Annotated in this window: 23 protein-coding genes and 1 pseudogene; 18 read left to right on the top strand and 6 right to left on the bottom strand. The window is 59.1% G+C overall.

Going from position 1 to position 21123, the window contains the following annotated elements:
- Positions 1 to 47: 47 nt before the first annotated feature.
- Positions 48 to 722 (bottom strand): RadC family protein, encoded by a 675-nt coding sequence (gene radC, locus PMI23_RS10065; RefSeq protein WP_007920367.1) that lies wholly within the window; start codon positions 720 to 722, stop codon positions 48 to 50.
- A 135-nt stretch (positions 723 to 857) separates the two neighbouring features.
- Between radC and coaBC the strand changes: the two genes are divergently transcribed.
- From coaBC to PMI23_RS10030, 7 genes and pseudogenes are all read left to right on the top strand, one after another.
- Positions 858 to 2066: a bifunctional phosphopantothenoylcysteine decarboxylase/phosphopantothenate--cysteine ligase CoaBC gene (gene coaBC / locus PMI23_RS10060; RefSeq protein ID WP_007920365.1), complete on the top strand. Its 1209-nt coding sequence runs from the start codon at positions 858 to 860 to the stop codon at positions 2064 to 2066.
- Between the two features lie 5 nt (positions 2067 to 2071).
- A complete protein-coding gene (gene dut, locus PMI23_RS10055; RefSeq protein WP_007920363.1) occupies positions 2072 to 2527 on the top strand; it encodes a dUTP diphosphatase in 456 nt (151 codons plus the stop codon).
- A 319-nt stretch (positions 2528 to 2846) separates the two neighbouring features.
- Positions 2847 to 4223: pseudogene (locus tag PMI23_RS10050) on the top strand (phosphomannomutase/phosphoglucomutase); the annotation flags it as partial.
- A gap of 17 nt (positions 4224 to 4240) precedes the next feature.
- Positions 4241 to 5146, top strand: a complete 906-nt coding sequence (argB, locus tag PMI23_RS10045; RefSeq protein ID WP_003229488.1) for an acetylglutamate kinase — start codon at positions 4241 to 4243, stop codon at positions 5144 to 5146.
- 206 nt (positions 5147 to 5352) lie between these two features.
- Positions 5353 to 5604, top strand: a complete 252-nt coding sequence (locus PMI23_RS10040; RefSeq protein WP_007920357.1) for a hypothetical protein — start codon at positions 5353 to 5355, stop codon at positions 5602 to 5604.
- Between the two features lie 18 nt (positions 5605 to 5622).
- Positions 5623 to 6195, top strand: a complete 573-nt coding sequence (locus tag PMI23_RS10035; RefSeq protein WP_007920355.1) for a hypothetical protein — start codon at positions 5623 to 5625, stop codon at positions 6193 to 6195.
- Positions 6182 to 6565 carry a hypothetical protein gene (locus tag PMI23_RS10030; protein ID WP_007920353.1) on the top strand — a complete coding sequence of 128 codons (384 nt, stop codon included), beginning with the start codon at positions 6182 to 6184 and terminating at the stop codon, positions 6563 to 6565. The genes PMI23_RS10035 and PMI23_RS10030 overlap by 14 nt, the downstream gene beginning before the upstream one ends.
- Before the next feature lie 274 nt (positions 6566 to 6839).
- On the opposite strand, the gene pyrE is transcribed toward PMI23_RS10030, so the two are convergent.
- Positions 6840 to 7484, bottom strand: a complete 645-nt coding sequence (gene pyrE / locus PMI23_RS10025; protein ID WP_007920351.1) for an orotate phosphoribosyltransferase — start codon at positions 7482 to 7484, stop codon at positions 6840 to 6842.
- Between the two features lie 82 nt (positions 7485 to 7566).
- Between pyrE and PMI23_RS10020 the strand changes: the two genes are divergently transcribed.
- Positions 7567 to 8346, top strand: a complete 780-nt coding sequence (locus PMI23_RS10020; protein WP_007920349.1) for an exodeoxyribonuclease III — start codon at positions 7567 to 7569, stop codon at positions 8344 to 8346.
- Between the two features lie 80 nt (positions 8347 to 8426).
- On the opposite strand, the gene gltS is transcribed toward PMI23_RS10020, so the two are convergent.
- From gltS to rph, 3 genes are all read right to left on the bottom strand, one after another.
- Positions 8427 to 9635, bottom strand: a complete 1209-nt coding sequence (gene gltS, locus PMI23_RS10015) for a sodium/glutamate symporter (protein ID WP_007920346.1) — start codon at positions 9633 to 9635, stop codon at positions 8427 to 8429.
- A 356-nt stretch (positions 9636 to 9991) separates the two neighbouring features.
- A complete protein-coding gene (locus tag PMI23_RS10010) occupies positions 9992 to 10360 on the bottom strand; it encodes a DUF4870 domain-containing protein (protein ID WP_007920344.1) in 369 nt (122 codons plus the stop codon).
- Positions 10361 to 10388: 28 nt separating this feature from the next.
- Positions 10389 to 11111, bottom strand: a complete 723-nt coding sequence (gene rph / locus PMI23_RS10005) for a ribonuclease PH (RefSeq protein WP_007920342.1) — start codon at positions 11109 to 11111, stop codon at positions 10389 to 10391.
- A 268-nt stretch (positions 11112 to 11379) separates the two neighbouring features.
- Between rph and PMI23_RS10000 the strand changes: the two genes are divergently transcribed.
- From PMI23_RS10000 to PMI23_RS09975, 6 genes are all read left to right on the top strand, one after another.
- On the top strand, positions 11380 to 12243 hold the full coding sequence (locus tag PMI23_RS10000; RefSeq protein WP_007920340.1) for a YicC/YloC family endoribonuclease: 864 nt from the start codon (positions 11380 to 11382) through the stop codon (positions 12241 to 12243).
- A 12-nt stretch (positions 12244 to 12255) separates the two neighbouring features.
- Entirely contained in the window at positions 12256 to 12876 is a 621-nt protein-coding gene (gene gmk / locus PMI23_RS09995; RefSeq protein ID WP_007920339.1) for a guanylate kinase, read from the top strand.
- A 167-nt stretch (positions 12877 to 13043) separates the two neighbouring features.
- A complete protein-coding gene (rpoZ, locus tag PMI23_RS09990; RefSeq protein ID WP_007894670.1) occupies positions 13044 to 13307 on the top strand; it encodes a DNA-directed RNA polymerase subunit omega in 264 nt (87 codons plus the stop codon).
- A gap of 57 nt (positions 13308 to 13364) precedes the next feature.
- Entirely contained in the window at positions 13365 to 15470 is a 2106-nt protein-coding gene (spoT, locus tag PMI23_RS09985; RefSeq protein WP_007920338.1) for a bifunctional GTP diphosphokinase/guanosine-3',5'-bis pyrophosphate 3'-pyrophosphohydrolase, read from the top strand.
- A gap of 24 nt (positions 15471 to 15494) precedes the next feature.
- On the top strand, positions 15495 to 15875 hold the full coding sequence (locus tag PMI23_RS09980) for a RidA family protein (RefSeq protein WP_003229509.1): 381 nt from the start codon (positions 15495 to 15497) through the stop codon (positions 15873 to 15875).
- A 67-nt stretch (positions 15876 to 15942) separates the two neighbouring features.
- On the top strand, positions 15943 to 16683 hold the full coding sequence (locus PMI23_RS09975; RefSeq protein WP_007920337.1) for a hypothetical protein: 741 nt from the start codon (positions 15943 to 15945) through the stop codon (positions 16681 to 16683).
- Positions 16684 to 16823: 140 nt separating this feature from the next.
- Here PMI23_RS09975 and PMI23_RS09970 read toward each other — a convergent pair whose 3' ends face one another.
- Positions 16824 to 17681, bottom strand: coding sequence for an SDR family oxidoreductase (locus PMI23_RS09970; protein ID WP_007920336.1), 858 nt, complete (start codon positions 17679 to 17681; stop codon positions 16824 to 16826).
- Between the two features lie 188 nt (positions 17682 to 17869).
- Here PMI23_RS09970 and exbB point away from each other — a divergent pair, with 188 nt between their 5' ends.
- The 4 genes from exbB (at position 17870) to PMI23_RS09950 (ending at position 21114) form a co-directional block, all read left to right on the top strand.
- Positions 17870 to 18823, top strand: a complete 954-nt coding sequence (exbB, locus tag PMI23_RS09965) for a tonB-system energizer ExbB (RefSeq protein WP_007920335.1) — start codon at positions 17870 to 17872, stop codon at positions 18821 to 18823.
- Between the two features lie 6 nt (positions 18824 to 18829).
- Entirely contained in the window at positions 18830 to 19258 is a 429-nt protein-coding gene (exbD, locus tag PMI23_RS09960; protein WP_007920333.1) for a TonB system transport protein ExbD, read from the top strand.
- Positions 19255 to 20001 (top strand): energy transducer TonB family protein, encoded by a 747-nt coding sequence (locus tag PMI23_RS09955; protein ID WP_007920332.1) that lies wholly within the window; start codon positions 19255 to 19257, stop codon positions 19999 to 20001. Before exbD ends, PMI23_RS09955 begins: the two co-directional genes overlap by 4 nt.
- A gap of 183 nt (positions 20002 to 20184) precedes the next feature.
- The gene (locus PMI23_RS09950) at positions 20185 to 21114 is read left to right on the top strand and encodes a hydrogen peroxide-inducible genes activator (protein ID WP_007920331.1); all 930 of its coding nucleotides are present in this window, start codon (positions 20185 to 20187) and stop codon (positions 21112 to 21114) included.
- Positions 21115 to 21123 lie beyond the last annotated feature (9 nt).

Raw genomic sequence — 21123 nt, 5'->3', positions numbered from 1 at the left:
TCGCGAGCAGGCTCACTCCTACATGGACTTGCGTTTTGTCCCTAGAACTACATCCAGCCACACTCCGCCATCGACAGCGGCTCACCATCGCCGACGATGAAGTGATCCAGCACTCGCACATCAATCAGCTCCAGCGTCTTCTGCAGGCGCTTGGTCAGCAATCGATCAGCCTGACTGGGGTCAGTGTTCCCCGATGGATGGTTGTGGCACAGGATCAACGCCGCCGCGTTATTGGCCAAACATCGCTTCACAACTTCGCGTGGATGCACGCTGGTGTTGTCGATCGAGCCGCGAAAGAGGATCTCGAAATTCAGTACTTGATGTTTGGAGTCGAGAAACAGGCAACCAAACACCTCATGCGGTTCGTGACGCAGCATCGATTTCAGATAATCGCGAACGACCTGAGGGTTTTCCAGGGCTGGTTTCTGCCGTGATTTCTCAGCCAGATGCCGCCTGTTCATTTCCTGAGCAGCTTGCAGTTGCGCAAACTTCGCCGGCCCGAGTCCCAATTGTTTGCTGAAGGCGTGCTGGTCGGCCTCAAGCAGCAAACGCAGGCTGCCGAATTGAGTCAACAGATTGCGCGCCAGGTCCACAGCGCTTATTCCGGGCAATCCGGTGCGCAGAAAAATCGCCAGTAACTCAGCGTCCGAAAGGCTCGCTGCCCCGTGCTCCAATAACCTTTCCCGCGGCCGTTCCGCCGCAGGCCAATCGCGAATACTCATACACATTCCCTGTCTGTGGGCGCCGCTGTTCCGTAGCGGTCGCTGTGATATCTTAGCCCATCTTTTTTGCGGGCGAATTCACCCTGGGGAGGGGGATTCGCCACGTATGTCACCCACGAAATGAAAGGCAGACCTATGCAGCGGCTGTATCGGAAACGCATCGTTCTGGGCGTCGGCGGCGGCATTGCGGCCTACAAGAGCGCCGATCTGGTTCGTCGCCTGATCGATCAGGGCGCTGAAGTGCGCGTGGTGATGACCCATGGCGGCGCCGAGTTCATCACCCCGCTGACCATGCAAGCGCTGTCCGGCCACCCGGTGCACCTCGACTTGCTCGACCCGGCTGCCGAAGCCGCGATGGGCCACATCGAGTTGGCCAAGTGGGCCGATCTGGTGCTGATCGCCCCGGCCACCGCCGACCTGATCGCCCGCCTTGCCCAAGGCATCGCCAATGATTTGCTGACCACTCTGGTACTGGCCACCGACGCCGTCGTCGCCGTTGCTCCGGCCATGAATCAGGCGATGTGGCGCGACCCGGCGACCCAGGCCAACCTGCAACTCCTGGAAAGCCGTGGCCTGAAGACCTTCGGCCCAGCCTCGGGCAGTCAGGCCTGCGGCGATGTCGGCATGGGCCGCATGATGGAAGCCACCGATCTGGCGCAATGCGCGGCGGACTGCTTCCAGCGTCAGGCTCTGACCGGCAAGCACGTGGTGATTACCGCCGGCCCGACCCAGGAAAACATCGACCCGGTGCGCTACATCACCAACCACAGCTCCGGCAAAATGGGCTTTGCCCTCGCCGAAGCCGCAGTTGAAGCCGGCGCCCGCGTCACCTTGATCAGCGGCCCGGTGCACCTGCCGACCCCGGATCGCGTCACGCGCATCGATGTGGTCAGCGCTCGCGACATGCTCGCGGCCTGCGAATCGGCGATCCCGTGCGACGTGTTCATCGCCTCGGCAGCCGTTGCGGACTACCGCCCGGAAGTCGTCGCCCCGCAAAAACTCAAGAAAGATCCTACGAGCGGTGACGGCTTCGTCCTGCAAATGGTGCGTAACCCGGACATCCTGGCCACCATTGCGACCCGTCCCGACCGTCCGTTCAGTGTCGGCTTTGCCGCCGAGACCGAACACCTGCTCGACTACGCTGCACGCAAGCTGAAGGACAAGAATCTCGATTTGATCGTCGCCAACGACGTTGCCAACCCGAGCATCGGTTTCAACAGTGAAGAAAACGCCTGCAGCGTGATTGACCGTGCGCTGCACGCCACGGTTTTCGCCCAGACCAGCAAAAGCAAGATCGCTCGCCAGCTGGTCACTTTTATCGCCGAACGTCTGAACCAGGTTTAATTTACATGCACGCTTTGCAAGCCAAGATCCTCGACCCACGCATCGGCAGCGAATTCCCGCTGCCGCAATACGCCACACCAGGCTCCGCTGGCCTCGACCTGCGCGCCATGCTGGATCAGGACATCGTGATCAAGCCGGGTGAAACCGTGCTGATCCCCACCGGTCTGTCGGTTTACATCGGCGACCCGAACCTCGCCGCGCTGATCCTGCCGCGCTCGGGCATGGGCCATAAGCACGGCATTGTGCTGGGCAACCTCGTCGGCCTGATCGACTCCGATTACCAAGGCCCGTTGATGGTGTCGTGCTGGAACCGTGGCCAGACCGATTTCACCATGACCGTCGGCGAACGCCTGGCGCAATTGGTGCTGGTACCGGTGGTACAGGCGCACTTTGAAATGGTTGAAGAGTTCGTCGAAACCGAACGCGGCACCGGCGGGTTTGGCCACACCGGCACTAAATAACCGGAGTCATCTTCTGTAGGAGCTGCCGCAGGCTGCGATCTTTTGATTTTTAAGATCAAGATCAATAGATCGCAGCCTGCGGCAGCTCCTACAGGGGGAAGTTTCAGGCAGATCAACTGAATGGTTTAACACCGAAAATCAAGGTTTTGCCGGCCGAAAGCCACGCCAGCCGAGGCGTCATGGCCCTTTCATACCACGAACTCTCTGTGGAAAACGCCGTCATACCCTTCAGTTTGAGCCTGCCGTCGAACGATTCGTCGGTCTGTCCCGCCACTTTCGAGATGGAGCATTTCCGTAGATGAGCACCCCAGCCAAGATTGCCCCGAAGCTGCCCGACAGCATTTTCCGCGCCTATGACATTCGCGGCACCGTGCCGGAATTCCTCAATGCCGAAACCGCTTACTGGATCGGTCGCGCCATCGGCTCGCAGAGCCTGGCCCAGGGTGAGCCGAACGTGTCCGTCGGTCGCGATGGCCGCCTGTCCGGCCCCGAACTGGTTGCCGAGCTGATCCGCGGTATCGCCGAAAGCGGCTGCCACGTCAGCGACGTTGGCCTGGTGCCGACGCCGGCGCTGTATTACGCCGCCAATGTGCTGGCCGGCAAGTCGGGCGTGATGCTCACCGGCAGCCACAACCCGTCGAACTACAACGGTTTCAAGATCGTCATCGCCGGCGACACCCTCGCCAACGAACAGATTCAGGTGCTGCATGAGCGCATCAAAACCAACAATCTGAGCAGCGGCACCGGCAGCGTTACTCAGGTCGAAATTCTCGATCGCTACAACACCGAAATCGTCCAGGACATCAAACTGGCGCGGCGCATGAAGGTCGTGGTCGACTGCGGCAACGGCGCGGCCGGCGTGATCGCCCCGCAACTGATCGAGGCGCTGAACTGCGAAGTCATCCCGCTGTTCTGCGAAGTCGACGGCAACTTCCCGAACCATCACCCGGATCCGGGCAAGCCGGAAAACCTCGTCGACCTGATCGCCAAGGTCAAGGAAAGCAACGCCGACATCGGCCTGGCCTTCGACGGCGACGGTGACCGTGTCGGCGTGGTGACCAACACCGGGAGCATCGTCTACCCGGATCGCCTGCTGATGCTGTTCGCCCGCGACGTAGTCGCACGCAACCCGGACGCCGAGATCATTTTCGACGTCAAATGCACCCGTCGCCTGGTGCCGCTGATCAAGGAGTACGGTGGTCGTCCGCTAATGTGGAAGACTGGTCATTCGTTGATCAAAAAGAAAATGAAACAGTCCGGTGCGCTATTGGCCGGTGAAATGAGCGGGCACATCTTCTTCAAGGAGCGCTGGTTCGGTTTCGACGACGGCATCTACAGCGCCGCACGGCTGCTGGAGATCCTCAGCAAGGAAAAACCCACCGCGGAGGAGCTGTTTGCGACCTTCCCGAATGATATTTCTACGCCGGAAATCAATATCCATGTGACCGAAGAGAGCAAATTCAGCATCATTGATGCACTGCACGACGCACAGTGGGGCCCAGGCGCTGACCTGACCACCATTGACGGCGTGCGAGTCGACTACGCCAAAGGCTGGGGCCTGGTGCGCGCGTCCAACACCACACCGGTGCTGGTGCTGCGCTTCGAGGCCGATGACGAGGCTGAATTACAGCGCATCAAGGACGTGTTCCACGCCCAATTGAAGCGCGTTGCACCTGATCTCCAACTACCGTTCTGATCCACCCGGAGCCCTGAATGACCCTCGAACGCGAAGCCGCCGCCCATACCGCCCAGGTCCTGTCCGAAGCGTTGCCTTACATCCGACGCTATGTCGGCAAGACTCTGGTGATCAAATACGGCGGCAACGCGATGGAAAGCGAGGAGCTGAAAACCGGCTTCGCCCGCGACATCGTCTTGATGAAAGCCGTGGGCATCAACCCGGTGGTCGTGCACGGTGGCGGCCCGCAGATCGGTGATCTGCTCAAGCGCCTGTCGATCGAAAGCCACTTCGTCGACGGCATGCGCGTCACCGACGCCGCGACCATGGACGTGGTCGAAATGGTCTTGGGCGGGCAGGTCAACAAAAGCATCGTCAACCTGATCAACCGTCACGGCGGCAGCGCCATCGGCCTGACCGGTAAAGACGCCGGGCTGATTCGCGCGAAGAAGCTCACCGTGACCCGCCAGACACCGGAGATGACCCAGCCGGAAATCATCGACATCGGTCAGGTAGGTGAAGTGGTCGGGATCAACACCGAACTGCTGAACCTGCTGGTCAAAGGCAACTTCATCCCGGTGATTGCGCCGATCGGCGTCGGTGAGAATGGCGAGTCGTACAACATCAACGCTGACCTGGTCGCCGGTAAAGTCGCCGAGGCCCTGAAAGCCGAGAAGCTGATGCTGCTCACCAACATCGCCGGCCTGATGGACAAGTCGGGCACCGTATTGACCGGCCTGAGCACTCAGCAGGTCGACGATCTGATTGCCGATGGCACCATCTACGGCGGCATGCTGCCGAAGATCCGTTGCGCGCTGGAAGCGGTTCAGGGCGGCGTTGGCAGCTCGCTGATCATCGACGGCCGGGTACCGAATGCGATCCTGCTGGAAATCTTCACCGACACCGGTGTGGGTACACTGATCAGCAATCGCAAGCGTCCTTGATCGGTAATCGCTGAACAGCAAAAGATCGCAGCATTCGTCAGCTCCTACAGAAACGTCGTTTTGTACGAAGTCTCTGTAGGAGCTGACGAAGTCTGCGATCTTTTTTATGCGCGCAAGAAACATCCGATACAACTCAGCGAAACGTCCGACATTCCCTCCGAACAAATCTCCCTAGGATCTTCCCTTCATCCACCGGAGATTGACTCATGCAAAAAGACTACGTCCCTTACGGCAGCGATGTTTCCCCAGGCACTTACGAGTGCGTTGATTGCGGCCATCAGTATTCCAATCAAGCCAAAACCTCGATGCCACCGTGCCCACAGTTTCGCAAAACGGCGCACGCGTTGAATGGCTGGAAAATCCTCACCGGGCAAGGTGATGCGATCAAAGACCCTTATCCAGAACAGCCTGCCAACATCAAAAGCGCCGAGGTCATCACGCCCTCGGACAAAAAATAACTCCGGAGCGCCTGAGCCATGCAGATCTCGTTCACGATCGACGCCGACGCTTTCGAGCTGGAACAAAAGGAACCGGTCAAAAAGACCTTGCGCATTGGCGACGCGGAAATCGCCCACGCCCTGCAGCGTATCGCCAAGGCCAGCCTGACCGAATACCTGAAAATGCTGGTCGAGGGCGGCATGCCCAGCCGGGCCGACGAGGCCAAACAGGATCGCCTGCTCTACCTGATTCAAAGCTACTTCGGACAAACGCTGCCGACGGAATCGCAGATCTCGACGATCTTTCAGCTGACCCAAAGCCAAAGCAAAACCTTGCTGAAGAACACGGTATCGCGCTTTCGCAATCAGCTCGATGACATCCTCCAGCACAGCATGCGTGCCGTGATCGAGACCGCAGAGCACGCGCAAACCGTGTTTCTGGTGGTGATCAGTTCGGACGTGATACGCGATGAGCTGAACATGCTGATCACCCAGAACGAGCCGACCTTCAAACCCATTACCAAGCGCAAGGGCAGCGCCGGGCAGTTCGAGATCAGCGAGGATTCTCACGCCTTGCTCTGCGCGACGTTGGGGCTCAATGCCGTTCAGTGACACCGTCGCGGTCAGTGGCTTGCTGCTGACCCTGACCACGTTCATGTTCAATCTGGCGTGGCCGGCGCTCAGTGAAGCGTTGGCGCTGGATGAATACCAGTCTGGCCCACAGAGCCGAAGGCGAAGTCGAGAGAAAGTAGGGAAGGCGTTTTATTCGCGGGCGCTGCCGTTGACGTGCGCGTTTGTTGGGCTGTTTTACGTCAACCTACCCTCGGCCATTCGCATCTTGAGTACTAGCACACTGGATCTTTGGAACTTCGACGTGAGCAGTGCCCTTTACGTGATGGTCGTGTGGGCGCTCCTGGTTTTGGCACTGTTCAACGGGCTGATTGCGGCAAAAATCGCTCTTAAATGGAGCAGCCTCCGCTGAAACAGCGGCGGCTTCACTGTTTCAGGCTTTTTCAACAAACGCTGAAATACTATATTTTAGTGAAATATCGACAAATTTGATGTCGTTGGTGGTTACGGACCCGTGTCAGTAAGACGATTCGTAGAAGATAGCCAGATCCTGGAAGACCGAACACCGGAACAGTGGCAGCAAGATGCTTTTGGCCAGGTTGATGCGTTACTGCGCGCACTGCGCCTGCGTGATTAATGCTTTTGACAGTGACAAAAAAGCCCTGTCTTCACAGGGCTTCTCGTCGTCAGACACCGAATTGGGCGCGGTAGGCTTCTACGGCTGGCAGGTGCTGTTTGAGTTGCGGGTCGTCAGCGAGGAATTCCAGCACCTGATTCAGCGAAACAATGCTGATCACCGGGATGCCGAAGTCGCGCTCGACTTCCTGAATCGCCGACAACTCACCGTTGCCACGCTCCTGACGGTTCAAGGCGATCAGCACGCCAGCGGCCTTGGCACCCTCCTGGGAAGCGATGATCTGCATCACTTCGCGGATTGCCGTACCGGCGGTAATCACGTCATCGATGATCAGCACGTCACCGGTCAACGGCGCGCCGACCAGACTGCCGCCTTCGCCGTGAGCCTTGGCTTCCTTGCGGTTGAAGCACCATGGCAGGTCACGGCCGTGATGCTCGGCCAGCGCGACGGCAGTGGTCGCCGCCAACGGGATGCCTTTGTAGGCCGGGCCGAACAGGACGTCGAAAGGAATGCCGCTTTCGGCAATGGCTGCAGCGTAGAAACGCCCCAGCTGGGCCAGGGCCGAACCCGAGTTGAACAGGCCGGCGTTGAAGAAGTAAGGACTGGTGCGCCCGGACTTCAGGGTGAACTCACCGAAGCGCAAAACGCCGCGATCGATGGCAAAACGAATGAAATCGCGCTGATACGCTTGCATGAAAAAAACCCCAAATACCACGGATTTAGCTAATTAGCTTGACGCCGTGTATCATACACGCACGCGATTTTTGGGGCCATTTATGCGGATCATCAGTGTGAACGTCAATGGTATTCAGGCTGCAGTCGAGCGTGGTTTGCTCAGTTGGCTGCAAGCACAGAATGCCGACGTCATCTGCCTGCAGGACACCCGTGCCTCCGCCTTTGAACTGGATGACCCAGCCTTCCAACTGGATGGCTACTTCCTTTATGCCTGCGATGCTGAAGTCCCTGCCCAAGGTGGCGTGGCTTTGTACTCGCGGTTGCAACCGAAGGCTGTCATCAGCGGTCTCGGTTTTGAGACGGCCGACCGCTACGGGCGCTACCTGCAAGCAGATTTCGACAAAGTCAGTATTGCCACCTTGCTGCTCCCTTCGGGGATGAACGGCGATGAGGACTTGAACCAGAAGTTCAAACTCATGGACGACTTCGGCAAGTACCTGGACAAACAGCGACGCAAACGTCGCGAGTACATTTATTGTGGCTCGCTGTACGTGGCGCAGCAGAAGCTCGACATCAAGAACTGGCGCGACAGCCAGCAATCCCCGGGCTTCCTGGCGCCAGAACGCGCCTGGATGGACGAGATTGTCGGCAACATGGGCTATGTCGATGCCCTGCGCGAAGTCAGCCGTGAAGGCGACCAGTACAGCTGGTGGCCGGACAACGAACAGGCCGAGATGCTCAATCTGGGCTGGCGCTTCGATTACCAGATCCTGACTCCAGGCCTGCGACGCTTCGTACGCAGCGCACGCCTGCCACGTCAACCGCGGTTCTCGCAGCATGCGCCGCTGATCGTCGACTACGACTGGACGCTGACCATCTAAGCGTCGTTTCGCAGTACAAAAAATGCCCATATCGCAAGATACGGGCATTTTTTATGCGTCACTTCCAGACAGGATCGAATTCAGACTGCCGCGAAGAACGGTAAGGCCAAATACAGCTTGATCACGATGACATTGATAATGTCGATGAAGAACGCTCCGACCATCGGCACCACCAGAAACGCGATCTGCGAGGGGCCGTAGCGCTGCGTCACGGCCTGCATGTTGGCAATGGCAGTCGGCGTGGCGCCCAGGCCAAAACCGCAATGCCCCGCCGCCAGCACGGCAGCATCATAGTTGCGGCCCATCACCCGGAATGTCACGAAAATCGCGAACAGCGCCATGACCATGGCCTGCATCGCCAGAATGATGAAGATCGGCAGCGCAAGCGCGGCCAGATCCCACAACTTGAGCGACATCAGGGCGATCGCCAGAAACAACGACAGGCTGACATTGCCCAGCACCGAGACTTCACGCTCAAACACCTGATACAAGCCCAGTGCTGAAAGACCGTTGCGCAGCACTACGCCGACAAACAGCACACAAACAAACGTCGGTAACTCGAACGCAGTCCCGTGCAACAGGCCATTCAACAGATTGCCCGCCAGCAAGCTCACGGCAATCAGAGCCAGGGTTTCGACAAACGAAAATGGCGTGATCGAGCGCTCTTTGTTCGGCTGCTCAAAACCCTTTGGCAATCGTGGTGCTTCCTGTTGATTGCAACCGGGCACTTCCACACGCTTGATGAGCAAACGCGCGACCGGCCCGCCAATCAAACCACCTAGTACCAGACCAAACGTCGCAGAGGCCATCGCCAGTTCGGAGGCAGAGGCCAGACCATACTTCTCACTGAAAACCGTGCCCCACGCAGCACCGGTACCGTGACCGCCCGCCAGGGTGATCGAGCCGGTCAGCAACCCCATCAATGGGTCGAGCCCGAGCATTTTTGCCAGCCCGATTCCCATCGCGTTCTGCACCACCAACAGCCCGGTAACGGCCAGCAGGAAGATCCCCACGATGCGCCCGCCCTTCTTCAGGCTGGCGAAATCGGCGCTCAGACCGATAGTGGCAAAAAAGGCCAGCATTAAAGGTGTTTGCAGGGAAGTATCAAAACGAATTTCAATATCGAACGTTCGCAGCAATAACAAAACCAAGGCAACTACCAAGCCACCTGCGACAGGTTCAGGAATATTGTAACTGCGCATGAAGCCAACACGCATAACGAGCCCGCGCCCCAGTAGAAGTACTAAGGAAGCGGCCACAAGCGTTCCGTAAAAATCGAGCTGAATCATTGGGATTATTCTTGGCTATTTATTCAGAGGCGAATTTTTTACCTTCGTCCGCCCCTGAACAGGCTGATTGTCTCAACACTGATTACTCGGAAATTCAAGAGCCTTCGTTGGCTTGAACATATCTTAATATTTCAGAAGAAATATTAGCCGAGCAACTTTAACAATCGTCGGACTTGATTCCAAGGACATGAATCCTAACTAAGCCGATGCAGTTGTGACTAAAAGTGTATATGCGCAAACAATAGGACCCGTCATCGCAACCAGATTATTCCTACATACAATAGCGATTAATTATGCTGCATAAATAAAAATGCCCTGACGGGTCAGGGCATTGGTATTAGAACTTTGCGAGCTTCTTATTTGATCAGCCGCCAGGTAAACGGATATCGGTAAGGAAAACCTTCATTGGCTTTCACACCGGCGATGATCGTCAAAACCAGTGCGCCAATCGCCAGTATCCCCAACAGGAAGAACCCGATGATCAGCACCATCAGCAAGAAGCAGATCAATGAAGCAATGGCGACGGTGATCTGAAAATTCAGCGCCTCCTTGCCTTGAGCATCAATGAACGGGTCTGTCTCGCGCTTCATTTGCCACAGGATCAACGGCCCGATCAAATTGCCGAACGGTATCCAGATCCCCAACAAGGCGGACAAGTGACAAAACATCGCCCACTGGCGAACCTCCTGGCTCGGCTTGGGCAGCAGCTCTTGCTCGTCACTCATCGCGTCCTCCTTGCAGTTATCAATCTGCTCAGTCGGCCAGTGCAGCCTTTTGCAGTTCGAAGATTTCGTTCATGCCTTGCTTGGCCAGTTCCAGCATGGCATTGAGATCTTCAGGCTGGAACGGCGCGCCTTCGGCAGTGCCCTGCACTTCGATGAAACCACCGGTGCTGGTCATCACCACGTTGAGGTCAGTCTCGGCGGCGGAATCTTCAAGATAGTCCAGATCCAGCACGGCCTCGCCCTGATACATGCCGACCGATACCGCACCGATCATTTGCTTGAGCGGATCGCCGCCCTTCAGGCCGCCGCGCTTCTTGATTACTTTCAGCGCATCAACCAGGGCAACCATGGCGCCAGTGATGGAAGCGGTGCGCGTGCCACCGTCAGCCTGGATCACGTCGCAGTCGACGTACAGGGTCACGTCGCCCAGCGCGGACATGTCCAGCGCAGCGCGCAGGGAACGACCGATCAGACGCTGGATTTCCAGGGTGCGGCCGCCCTGCTTGCCACGGCTCGCTTCACGCTGGTTACGCTCGCCAGTGGCGCGCGGCAGCATGCCGTACTCGGCAGTCAACCAACCCTGGCCCTGACCTTTGAGGAAGCGCGGCACGCCGTTTTCGACGCTGACGGTGCAGATGACTTTGGTATCACCGAATTCGACCAGTACAGATCCCTCGGCGTGTTTGGTGTAGTTGCGGGTAATGCGGATCGAGCGGAGCTGATCGGCAGCGCGACCACTTGGACGTTTCATAGGGAATACCTGTACTGGGGACGGAAAACTGCCGAGCATTATAGAGCGCTGCACCGCGCCTGGGCACTCGTTAAAAAATCCGGGCGACGATCGAAGGCCCTGAAACACCCATTACCGACGGGCTGCAGCCCTTTGTCACACCGTGTGTTTGGGCGCATTCGCCGCACTGCGCTACAATCCTGCGCCTTTGCTGCCAGTCGGCTTAAATTCATTGATATCGAGCCTGCGGAACATCTGCTGCGCCGATCTGCATTGCGAGGTCACCGCCATGGTGCACAGCATGACCGCCTTCGCCCGCGTCGAAAAAGCCGGCGCCCAGGGCACCCTGAGCTGGGAACTGCGCTCGGTCAACAGCCGCTATCTGGAACCCCACCTGCGTTTGCCGGAGACGTTTCGCGACCTCGAAGGCGCGGTGCGTGAAGCGCTGCGCCAGGGCCTGTCGCGGGGCAAACTCGAATGCACCCTGCGTTTCACCGAAGAAAGTACCGGCAAAACCCTGCAAATCGATCGCGAGCGCGCCGCGCAGCTGGTCGCTGCGGCCGAAACCATTGCCGGCCTGATCAACAATCCTGCCGCACTCAATCCGCTGGAAGTGCTCGCCTGGCCTGGCGTACTGGTGGGCGACGCGACTGACCCGCAGGCATTGAACGCCGACGCGCTGGCCCTGTTCAATCAAGGCCTGAAAGAGTTGAAGGCCGGCCGCGAGCGCGAAGGCGCGGAGCTGGCACGCTTGATCAACGAGCGCCTGACTTCCATTGAAGAAGACGTGGTGACCCTGCGCGAACTGGTACCGCAGATGCTCGCCACCCAACGCCAGAAAGTCCTCGACCGCTTCACCGACATGAAGGCCGAGCTTGATCCGCAGCGCCTCGAACAGGAAATGGTCATGCTCGCGCAAAAGAGCGATGTGGCCGAAGAACTGGATCGCCTGAGCACCCATATCATCGAAGTGCGCCGGGTACTGAAGTCCGGCGGTGCGGCCGGACGCCGCCTTGATTTCCTGATGCAGGAACTCAACCGCGAAGCCAACACATTGGGCTCCAAGGCCTTCGACCCGCGCAGCACCCAGGCCGCCGTCAACCTCAAGGTGTTGATCGAGCAGATGCGTGAACAAGTGCAGAATATTGAGTAAGGCAACCCCGACATGACCCACAGCACCGGCACCCTGTACATCATTTCCGCGCCATCGGGCGCGGGCAAAAGCAGCCTGGTCAAGGCTTTGACCGACGCCATACCGGAAATTCGCGTTTCGGTTTCGCACACCACCCGCGCCATGCGTCCGGGTGAAGTGGACGGTGTGAACTACCACTTCGTGACCCGCGAAGAGTTTGTGAAGATGGGCGAGCATGGCGACTTCCTCGAACGCGCCGAAGTCTTCGGCAACTTCTACGGCACCTCGCAAAGCCGCCTGCAGCAGACGCTGGACGAAGGTCACGACCTGATTCTGGAAATCGACTGGCAAGGCGCCGAGCAAGTGCGCAAGCTGATGCCGCAAGCACGCTCGATCTTTATCTTGCCGCCGTCGCTTCAAGCCCTGCACCAGCGCCTGACCAATCGTGGTCAGGACAGCGACGAAATCATTGACGGCCGGATGCGCGAAGCGGTCAACGAGATGAGTCACTATGTCGAGTACGACTACCTGATCATCAACGACGATTTTGCTCACGCACTGGACGATCTGAAGGCGATTTTCCGCGCCAATCAACTCCAACAGAAACGCCAGCAGGTGCGTTTCGGCAAATTGCTTGCCGAATTGCTCGGTTAATCAGCACTTCCCAAAACGCCTGCAAGCGCTTTACATTGGTGCTTGCAGCGCGTTGAAGGGCTTGGTCAAAAAATCAGCGCTTCCCTAATCGCTGGTGATTTTTTAAACTGTTGAGTCCGCTCGCCCAACCGGGCAGCGCGCATATTGCATTCGCTCCGAGGAATACCATGGCCCGCGTAACCGTTGAAGACTGCCTGAACCACGTGGAAAACCGTTTTGAGCTGGTCATGCTCTCTACCAAACGTGCCCGTCAACTGGCCACCGGCGGCAAAGAGCCACTGGTTCAGTGGGAAAACGACAAGCCTACCGTTGTAGCCCTGCGTGAAATCGCTGAAGGCCTGATGAGCTACGAGTTCATCGCCAACGCTGAGATCGTCGAAGACGAACCGCTGTTTGCAGCGTTCGAGGACGAGTCCAACGAGGCCGTCTAAGCCTATGCCTGGTCGACGTAGCACGGCGCGGGGTCACAGCCTACGGCAGGAATTATCATGCCGAGCATAGACGCCCTCGCCGATCGCTTATCGACCTACCTCGGCAACGACCAGGTCAACCTGGTCCGCCGAGCGTATTTCTACGCCGAACAAGCCCATGACGGCCAACGCCGTCGCAGCGGCGAGGCGTACGTCACGCATCCTCTTGCCGTGGCGAATATTCTTGCCGACATGCACATGGACCATCAGAGCCTGATGGCCGCGATGCTGCATGACGTGATCGAAGACACCGGTATTGCCAAAGAAGCGCTGCAAGCGCAGTTCGGTGAAACCGTGGCCGAACTGGTCGACGGGGTCAGCAAACTGACTCAGATGAATTTCGAGACCAAGGCCGAAGCCCAAGCCGAAAACTTCCAGAAAATGGCCATGGCCATGGCACGCGACATTCGCGTGATCCTGGTCAAGCTCGCCGACCGCCTGCATAACATGCGCACGTTGGAAGTGCTGTCCGGCGAAAAACGCCGCCGGATCGCCAAGGAAACCCTCGAAATCTACGCGCCCATCGCCAACCGGCTGGGCATGCACGCGATCCGCATCGAATTCGAAGACCTTGGTTTCAAGGCCATGCACCCGATGCGTTCCGCGCGGATCTACCAGGCGGTCAAACGCGCCCGGGGCAACCGCAAGGAAATCGTCAACAAGATCGAAGAATCCCTTGGCCATTGCCTCGCCATCGACGGTATCCAGGGCGAAGTCAGCGGTCGCCAGAAACACCTCTACGGCATCTACAAGAAAATGCGCGGCAAGCGTCGGGCCTTCAACGAGATCATGGACGTCTACGCGTTCCGGATCATCGTCGACAAGGTCGATACCTGCTACCGCGTACTCGGCGCTGTACATAATTTGTACAAGCCGTTGCCGGGGCGCTTCAAGGATTACATCGCGATCCCCAAGGCCAACGGCTATCAGTCGCTGCACACCACGCTGTTCGGCATGCACGGTGTACCGATCGAGATCCAGATCCGTACCCGTGAAATGGAAGAGATGGCCAACAACGGCATCGCCGCGCATTGGCTGTACAAATCCAGCGGCGACGAGCAGCCGAAAGGCACTCACGCCCGCGCCCGCCAGTGGGTCAAAGGCGTGCTGGAAATGCAGCAACGTGCCGGCAACTCGCTGGAATTCATCGAAAGCGTGAAGATCGACCTGTTCCCGGACGAGGTCTACGTGTTCACGCCCAAAGGCCGGATCATGGAGCTGCCCAAAGGCTCCACGGCGGTCGACTTTGCCTACGCGGTCCACACCGACGTCGGCAACAGCTGCATCGCCTGCCGGATCAACCGTCGTCTCGCACCGCTGTCCGAACCGCTGCAAAGCGGCTCCACGGTCGAGATCGTCAGCGCCCCCGGCGCCCGGCCGAATCCGGCGTGGCTCAATTTCGTCGTCACCGGCAAGGCGCGCACGCACATCCGCCATGCGCTGAAACTGCAACGTCGCTCCGAGTCCATCAGCCTCGGCGAACGCCTGCTGAACAAGGTGCTTAACGGTTTCGACAGTTCGCTGGAGAAGATCCCGGCCGAACGCGTCAAAGCCATGCTCACCGAGTACCGCCTCGAACTGATCGAAGACCTGCTCGAAGACATCGGCCTGGGCAACCGCATGGCCTATGTGGTCGCCCGCCGCCTGCTCGGCGAAGGCGAACAGTTGCCAAGCCCGGAAGGCCCGCTGGCGATTCGCGGCACCGAAGGCTTGGTGCTGAGCTACGCCAAATGCTGCACGCCGATCCCGGGCGACCCGATTGTCGGGCACCTGTCGGCGGGCAAAGGCATGGTCGTGCACCTGGACAACTGCCGCAACATCAGCGAAATCCGGCACAACCCGGAAAAATGCATCCAGCTCTCGTGGGCCAAGGATGTCACCGGCGAATTCAACGTCGAACTGCGCGTCGAGCTGGAACACCAGCGCGGCCTGATCGCCCTGCTGGCCAGCAGCGTCAACGCGGCCGACGGCAATATCGAGAAAATCAGCATGGACGAACGCGATGGTCGCATCAGCGTTGTCCAGTTGGTGGTCAGCGTCCACGACCGTGTGCACCTGGCCCGCGTGATCAAGAAGCTGCGCGCCTTGACCGGGGTGATCCGCATCACCCGCATGCGTGCATAACTCAACCATTACAAGGAGTCATACATGACCAAGACCGTTATCACCAGCGACAAGGCCCCGGCCGCCATCGGCACTTACTCCCAGGCGATCAAGGCCGGCAACACCGTTTACATGTCGGGTCAGATTCCGCTGGACCCAAAAACCATGGAACTGGTTGAAGGCTTCGAAGCCCAGACCGTCCAGGTGTTCGAGAACCTCAAAGCCGTGGCCGAAGCGGCCGGCGGTTCGTTCAAGGACATCGTCAAACTGAACATCTTCCTCACCGACCTGAGTCACTTCGCCAAGGTCAACGAGATCATGGGCAAGTACTTCGACCAGCCATACCCGGCCCGCGCCGCCATTGGCGTTGCCGCCCTGCCAAAGGGTTCGCAGGTTGAAATGGATGCCATTCTGGTCATCGAGTGATGCGCACGGCGCGGCCTTCAACCGCCGCGCCGACTGCTGCAAGAAAAGGTTTTGAAAGGATTCCACCATGCGCAAAGCGCTAGCTCTCCCGCTGCTCGCCATTTTCCTCGGCGGCTGCGCCAGCAACCCTGCCGACCGTGATATCAGCGGCACCTGGATCAACCAGGTGGCGATTGATGCTGCAGCCAAGGGCGGACCCCTGCGCGAAGCGCTTCAGGCTTACGGCCCGAACCTTGAGTGGGACGTCAACACCAAGGCCGGTCAGGCCCGCTACACCAACGGTTTTGAGAACGTCGAAGGACGGCTGCTGGGTGAAAAATCCGGCGCCTGGAAAGTCGACTTCTATGGCAGCTCCGCCAGTGAGCTGAAACGCGACGGCGGGCAGCTGCAGCAAGCCGCCAGCGATAACGAACCGGAGCAGGTTTTCGACCGTGCACAGATTCCGGTGCCGGAAGGTGCACCGATCGGTGCCAGTTTCGAACGTGCACTGTATTCCGCGTACATGGGCGGCAACTGGACAATCGCCAGCGGTCAGGGCGAAGGCGGCACTGTGCAGTTCCAGGCTGATGGCCAGGTCTCCGGGCTGCCGGGGGCTGATCGTTATGCCCTGTGTCTGGCGGGTGACTGCGCGTCGATGAGCAGCACCAACGACAACATGTGGTTGCAGCTCAACGGTCAGGGCAATGCCTACATCTTTGCGCGCAAGGGCAAGGAACTGGAAATATTCCAGGCTGTGAACACGGCACTGGCAGACGAAATGCCGCAATACACGCCGGGCGAGCGCAAGTGGTTGCTGGAGAAGCAGTAACCCGGACCACAATCCGCTGAGATCCCCTGTAGGAGTGAGCCTGCTCGCGATAGCGGTGTAACAGTCAGCATAAGTGTTGAATGTTAGACCGCTATCGCGAGCAGGCTCACTCCTACATTTGTTTTTGGGGTGTCAGGAAGTCAGCATTTACCTTCGAGGATCGCAGCGTAACCTTCGCGATAGCTTGGGTACTCAGGCGTCCAGCCCAGCGCCTTCACCCGCGCATTGCTGCAGCGTTTGCTGCCGGTACGGCGAACGCTGGCGTCGTCGGCCCATTCGGTAACGCCCAGATACTCGCGCAGCCAGCCCACGACCTCAGCTAAAGGTGCCGGTGCATCGTCGACACCGATGTAGATCTTCTCCAATTGCACGCCCTGCCGTGACTTTTCCAGCAGAAACGCCAACAGTCCCGCCGCGTCATCGGCGTGAATGCGATTGCCATACAGCGGCGGCTCGACGGCTACGCGATAACCGCGACGCACCTGAGTCAGCAGCCATTCCCGACCCGGGCCATAGATCCCGGTCAGGCGCAGGATGCTCGCAGGAATGCCACTGTTCAGCGCAACCTGCTCCGCTTCGAGCATCAGCCGCCCGGAATAACCGGCAGCGATCGTCTCGGATGCTTCGTCAACCCACTCACCCTCCTGCTGGCCATAAACACTGCTACTGGACACGAAGATCAGTTGCTCAGGCACCTGACCATAGTCATCCAGCCAGCTCAGCACATTCTGCAAACCCTGCACATAAGCCGCACGATAACCGGCCTCATCGTGATCAGTAGCCGCGGCGCAATACACCAGATAGTCCACTGCCCCCACCGGCCAGGTGGCCGGGCAGTCTTCGTTGAACAGGTCGCCGGCAACGCCGATCACCCCAGCAGGCAGCTTCGAAACATCCCGGCGCAGGCCATGAACTTCCCAGCCAGCCGCCAGCAATTGCTTGGCCAGACGACTGCCGACATCACCACAACCGGCAATCAAAACAGAAGGCGCGGACATCAAAAAACTCCTATCGCAAAGGCACAGACTAGCGCTGGCAAAGGACGAACGGCTAGCAATGCAAGAAAAAAAGATACTCTATTACTTTTGTTAACAAGAATTACTTGCAATAATGCACGCCACTTTTGTTCTCGGCCTTACGAGGCCTGGTAGAGCATCACCGTTTTTCTATCTCAGGTCCGGCCAGCATGACACGTAATCAAACCTCCGCTTCGCCAACCAATCGACCTCGCGCCTGGAGCGCGGTGGCAGCGCTGCTGCTCAGCCTGATGCTGGCACCGACCGCCGCTTTCGCCGACGCCCAAGCACCTGCAACGCCAGCCGCCACCGAGCAAAGCGCACCAGCCGCCGCTCCGGCTGCCCCGGCCGCTACCGATCCGGTGCAAACGGTTGACGCTGCCGACGTTCCTGAAGTTCTCGAAGCCGACAACAGCCTGGGCATGGCCCACGACCTGTCGCCGTGGGGCATGTACCAGAACGCAGACATCATCGTGAAAATCGTGATGATCGGTCTGGCCATCGCTTCCATCATCACCTGGACCATCTGGATCGCCAAAGGCTTCGAGCTGATGGGCGCCAAGCGTCGTCTGCGTGGCGAAATTGCCGCCCTGAAGAAAGCCACCACCCTGAAAGAAGCCAGCGCCACCGCCGGCAAGGAAGGCACCCTCGCCAACCTGCTGGTGCACGACGCGCTCGAAGAAATGCGCCTGTCGGTCAACAGCCGCGAGAAAGAAGGCATCAAGGAACGCGTGAGCTTCCGTCTCGAGCGCCTGGTTGCCGCCTGCGGTCGCAACATGAGCAGCGGCACCGGCGTCCTCGCCACCATCGGTTCCACCGCACCGTTTGTCGGCCTGTTCGGTACCGTTTGGGGCATCATGAACTCCTTCATCGGCATCGCCAAAACCCAGACCACCAACCTTGCCGTCGTGGCGCCAGGTATCGCTGAAGCGCTGCTGGCCACCGCACTGGGTCTGGTTGCCGCGATCCCGGCCGTAGTGATCTACAACGTCTTCGCCCGCTCCATCGCCGGTTACAAGGCGCAGGTTTCCGACGCCTCGGCAGAAGTGCTGCTGCTGGTCAGCCGTGACCTTGATCACCAGCCTGAGCGCAGCTCGCAGCCGCACATGGTCAAAGTGGGGTAATCGGCCATGGGCCTGCATTTGAAAGAAGGCGCAGACGACGATCTGGCCGAGAACCACGAAATCAACGTCACGCCGTTCATCGACGTGATGCTGGTGCTGTTGATCATCTTCATGGTGGCCGCTCCATTGGCCACCGTGGACATCAAAGTCGACCTGCCTGCCTCGACCGCCAAACCGGCACCGCGGCCAGAGAAACCGGTGTTCCTCAGCGTCAAGGCTGACCAGCGCCTGTACATCGGCGACGATGAAGTCAAAGCCGAAACCCTTGGCGCCGTTCTCGACGCCAAGACCCAGGGCAAGAAAGACACCACCATCTTCTTCCAGGCCGATAAAGGCGTGGATTACGGCGACCTGATGAGCGTGATGGACAAACTGCGCTCCGCCGGTTACCTGAAGGTCGGTCTGGTCGGACTTGAGACGGCAGCCAAGAAATGATCACGACGCGCCATAAGCTGACGCGTTACAGCGGTAGCCTGGCCGTGGTGCTGGGCGTTCACGCGCTGGCCATCGCGCTGGCGCTGAACTGGACCGCCCGCCCGCCCATCGAATTGCCACCGCAGGCAATGATGGTCGAGTTGGCCCCGGTTCCGGCCCCGCCACCGCCTGCTCCGCCGAAAGTCGTCACACCGCCGCAGCCACCGGCTCCGGTTGAAGAGTTGCCGATTCCGAAGCTGGCCGAAGCACCGAAAGCGGAAATCGCGGTGCAGAAACCCAAGCCGAAGCCCAAGCCTAAACCGCCGAAGCCGGTCGAGAAGAAGCTGCCTGATCCACCGAAGGAAAAACCTTCCGAGGAGAAGCCGGCCGATACACCGCCGACCCCGGCACCGACGGAGAAATCCGCTGCACCGGCGCCCGGCCCGTCGCCGGCACAGTTGGCAGCCAAGGCCAGTTGGCAAGGCACTCTGCTTGCGCATTTGGCCAAGTACAAGAAGTACCCGCAAAGTGCACAGGCGCGGGGCAAGGAAGGCTTGAACCGTCTGCGCTTCGTGGTGGACGCCGAAGGTAATGTGCTGTCGTTCGAACTGGTGGGCCGCTCGGGCAACGCCGATCTGGACCGGGCTACCCTGGAAATGATCCGTCGTGCGCAGCCGCTGCCCAAGCCACCGGCCGACATGCTCAACAACGGCTCGATCGAAATTGTTGCGCCGTTTGTTTACTCCCTCGAACGCCGCCGTTAAGTAGCAAGATCAAAAGATCGCAGCCTTCGGCAGCTCCTACAGGGAAATGCATTCCAATGTAGGAGCTGCCGAAGGCTGCGATCTTTTGCTTTATGCCGTAGTCGCATTGAGCGCTCAGTCTGATAACGTGCGTCTATCGATTGCAGCCGGTATGCTTGGCCCGCATCTTCATGGACGCTTGCTATGACCCTCACAGAATTACGCTACATCGTTACCCTCGCCCAAGAGCAGCATTTCGGCCACGCCGCCGAACGTTGCCACGTCAGCCAGCCGACCCTGTCGGTGGGCGTGAAGAAACTTGAAGACGAACTCGGTGTGCTGATTTTCGAGCGCAGCAAAAGTGCCGTACGCCTGACCCCGGTCGGCGAAGGCATCGTCGCCCAGGCGCAGAAAGTCCTCGAGCAGGCGCAAGGCATCCGCGAATTGGCCCAGGCCGGCAAGAACCAGCTGACCGCGCCGCTGAAAGTCGGCGCGATCTACACCGTCGGCCCATACCTGTTCCCGCACCTGATTCCGCAACTGCACCGGGTCGCCCCGCAGATGCCGTTGTACATCGAAGAAAACTTCACCCACGTGCTGCGCGACAAACTGCGCAACGGCGAGCTCGACGCGATCATCATCGCCCTGCCGTTCAACGAAGCCGACGTGCTGACCCTACCGCTCTACGACGAGCCGTTCTACGTCTTGATGCCGGCCCAACACCCGTGGACACAGAAAGAAACCATCGACGCCGGCCTGCTCAACGACAAGAGCCTGCTGCTGCTCGGTGAAGGCCACTGCTTCCGCGATCAAGTGCTGGAAGCCTGCCCGACCCTGACCAAGGGCAACGACGGCGCCAAGCACACTACGGTCGAATCCAGCTCGCTGGAAACCATTCGGCACATGGTTGCGTCCGGTCTGGGCATCTCGATCCTGCCGTTGTCGGCCGTCGACAGCCATCACTACGCCCCCGGCGTGATCGAAGTGCGTCCGCTGTCGCCGCCGGTGCCGTTCCGCACCGTGGCCATTGCCTGGCGCGCGAGCTTCCCACGGCCCAAAGCCATCGAGATCCTCGCCGACTCCATTCGCCTGTGTTCGGTGGCCAAGCCAGCGGCACCGGTTACAGCCGGTTAAGCGAGCGTC

Origin of the sequence: Pseudomonas sp. GM24, from assembly GCF_000282235.1 — a bacterium.
Classification (GTDB): Bacteria; Pseudomonadota; Gammaproteobacteria; order Pseudomonadales; family Pseudomonadaceae; genus Aquipseudomonas.
The sequence above is the reverse complement of the archived record's forward strand: the minus strand, read 5'-3'. Positions and strand labels throughout refer to the sequence as shown.

Coding starts and splice junctions, on each gene's coding strand:
- radC (WP_007920367.1), bottom strand. CDS start 722: ATGAGTATTCGCGATTGGCCTGCGGCGGAACGGCCGCGGGAAAGGTTA.
- coaBC (WP_007920365.1), top strand. CDS start 858: ATGCAGCGGCTGTATCGGAAACGCATCGTTCTGGGCGTCGGCGGCGGC.
- dut (WP_007920363.1), top strand. CDS start 2,072: ATGCACGCTTTGCAAGCCAAGATCCTCGACCCACGCATCGGCAGCGAA.
- argB (WP_003229488.1), top strand. CDS start 4,241: ATGACCCTCGAACGCGAAGCCGCCGCCCATACCGCCCAGGTCCTGTCC.
- PMI23_RS10040 (WP_007920357.1), top strand. CDS start 5,353: ATGCAAAAAGACTACGTCCCTTACGGCAGCGATGTTTCCCCAGGCACT.
- PMI23_RS10035 (WP_007920355.1), top strand. CDS start 5,623: ATGCAGATCTCGTTCACGATCGACGCCGACGCTTTCGAGCTGGAACAA.
- PMI23_RS10030 (WP_007920353.1), top strand. CDS start 6,182: ATGCCGTTCAGTGACACCGTCGCGGTCAGTGGCTTGCTGCTGACCCTG.
- pyrE (WP_007920351.1), bottom strand. CDS start 7,484: ATGCAAGCGTATCAGCGCGATTTCATTCGTTTTGCCATCGATCGCGGC.
- PMI23_RS10020 (WP_007920349.1), top strand. CDS start 7,567: ATGCGGATCATCAGTGTGAACGTCAATGGTATTCAGGCTGCAGTCGAG.
- gltS (WP_007920346.1), bottom strand. CDS start 9,635: ATGATTCAGCTCGATTTTTACGGAACGCTTGTGGCCGCTTCCTTAGTA.
- PMI23_RS10010 (WP_007920344.1), bottom strand. CDS start 10,360: ATGAGTGACGAGCAAGAGCTGCTGCCCAAGCCGAGCCAGGAGGTTCGC.
- rph (WP_007920342.1), bottom strand. CDS start 11,111: ATGAAACGTCCAAGTGGTCGCGCTGCCGATCAGCTCCGCTCGATCCGC.
- PMI23_RS10000 (WP_007920340.1), top strand. CDS start 11,380: ATGGTGCACAGCATGACCGCCTTCGCCCGCGTCGAAAAAGCCGGCGCC.
- gmk (WP_007920339.1), top strand. CDS start 12,256: ATGACCCACAGCACCGGCACCCTGTACATCATTTCCGCGCCATCGGGC.
- rpoZ (WP_007894670.1), top strand. CDS start 13,044: ATGGCCCGCGTAACCGTTGAAGACTGCCTGAACCACGTGGAAAACCGT.
- spoT (WP_007920338.1), top strand. CDS start 13,365: ATGCCGAGCATAGACGCCCTCGCCGATCGCTTATCGACCTACCTCGGC.
- PMI23_RS09980 (WP_003229509.1), top strand. CDS start 15,495: ATGACCAAGACCGTTATCACCAGCGACAAGGCCCCGGCCGCCATCGGC.
- PMI23_RS09975 (WP_007920337.1), top strand. CDS start 15,943: ATGCGCAAAGCGCTAGCTCTCCCGCTGCTCGCCATTTTCCTCGGCGGC.
- PMI23_RS09970 (WP_007920336.1), bottom strand. CDS start 17,681: ATGTCCGCGCCTTCTGTTTTGATTGCCGGTTGTGGTGATGTCGGCAGT.
- exbB (WP_007920335.1), top strand. CDS start 17,870: ATGACACGTAATCAAACCTCCGCTTCGCCAACCAATCGACCTCGCGCC.
- exbD (WP_007920333.1), top strand. CDS start 18,830: ATGGGCCTGCATTTGAAAGAAGGCGCAGACGACGATCTGGCCGAGAAC.
- PMI23_RS09955 (WP_007920332.1), top strand. CDS start 19,255: ATGATCACGACGCGCCATAAGCTGACGCGTTACAGCGGTAGCCTGGCC.
- PMI23_RS09950 (WP_007920331.1), top strand. CDS start 20,185: ATGACCCTCACAGAATTACGCTACATCGTTACCCTCGCCCAAGAGCAG.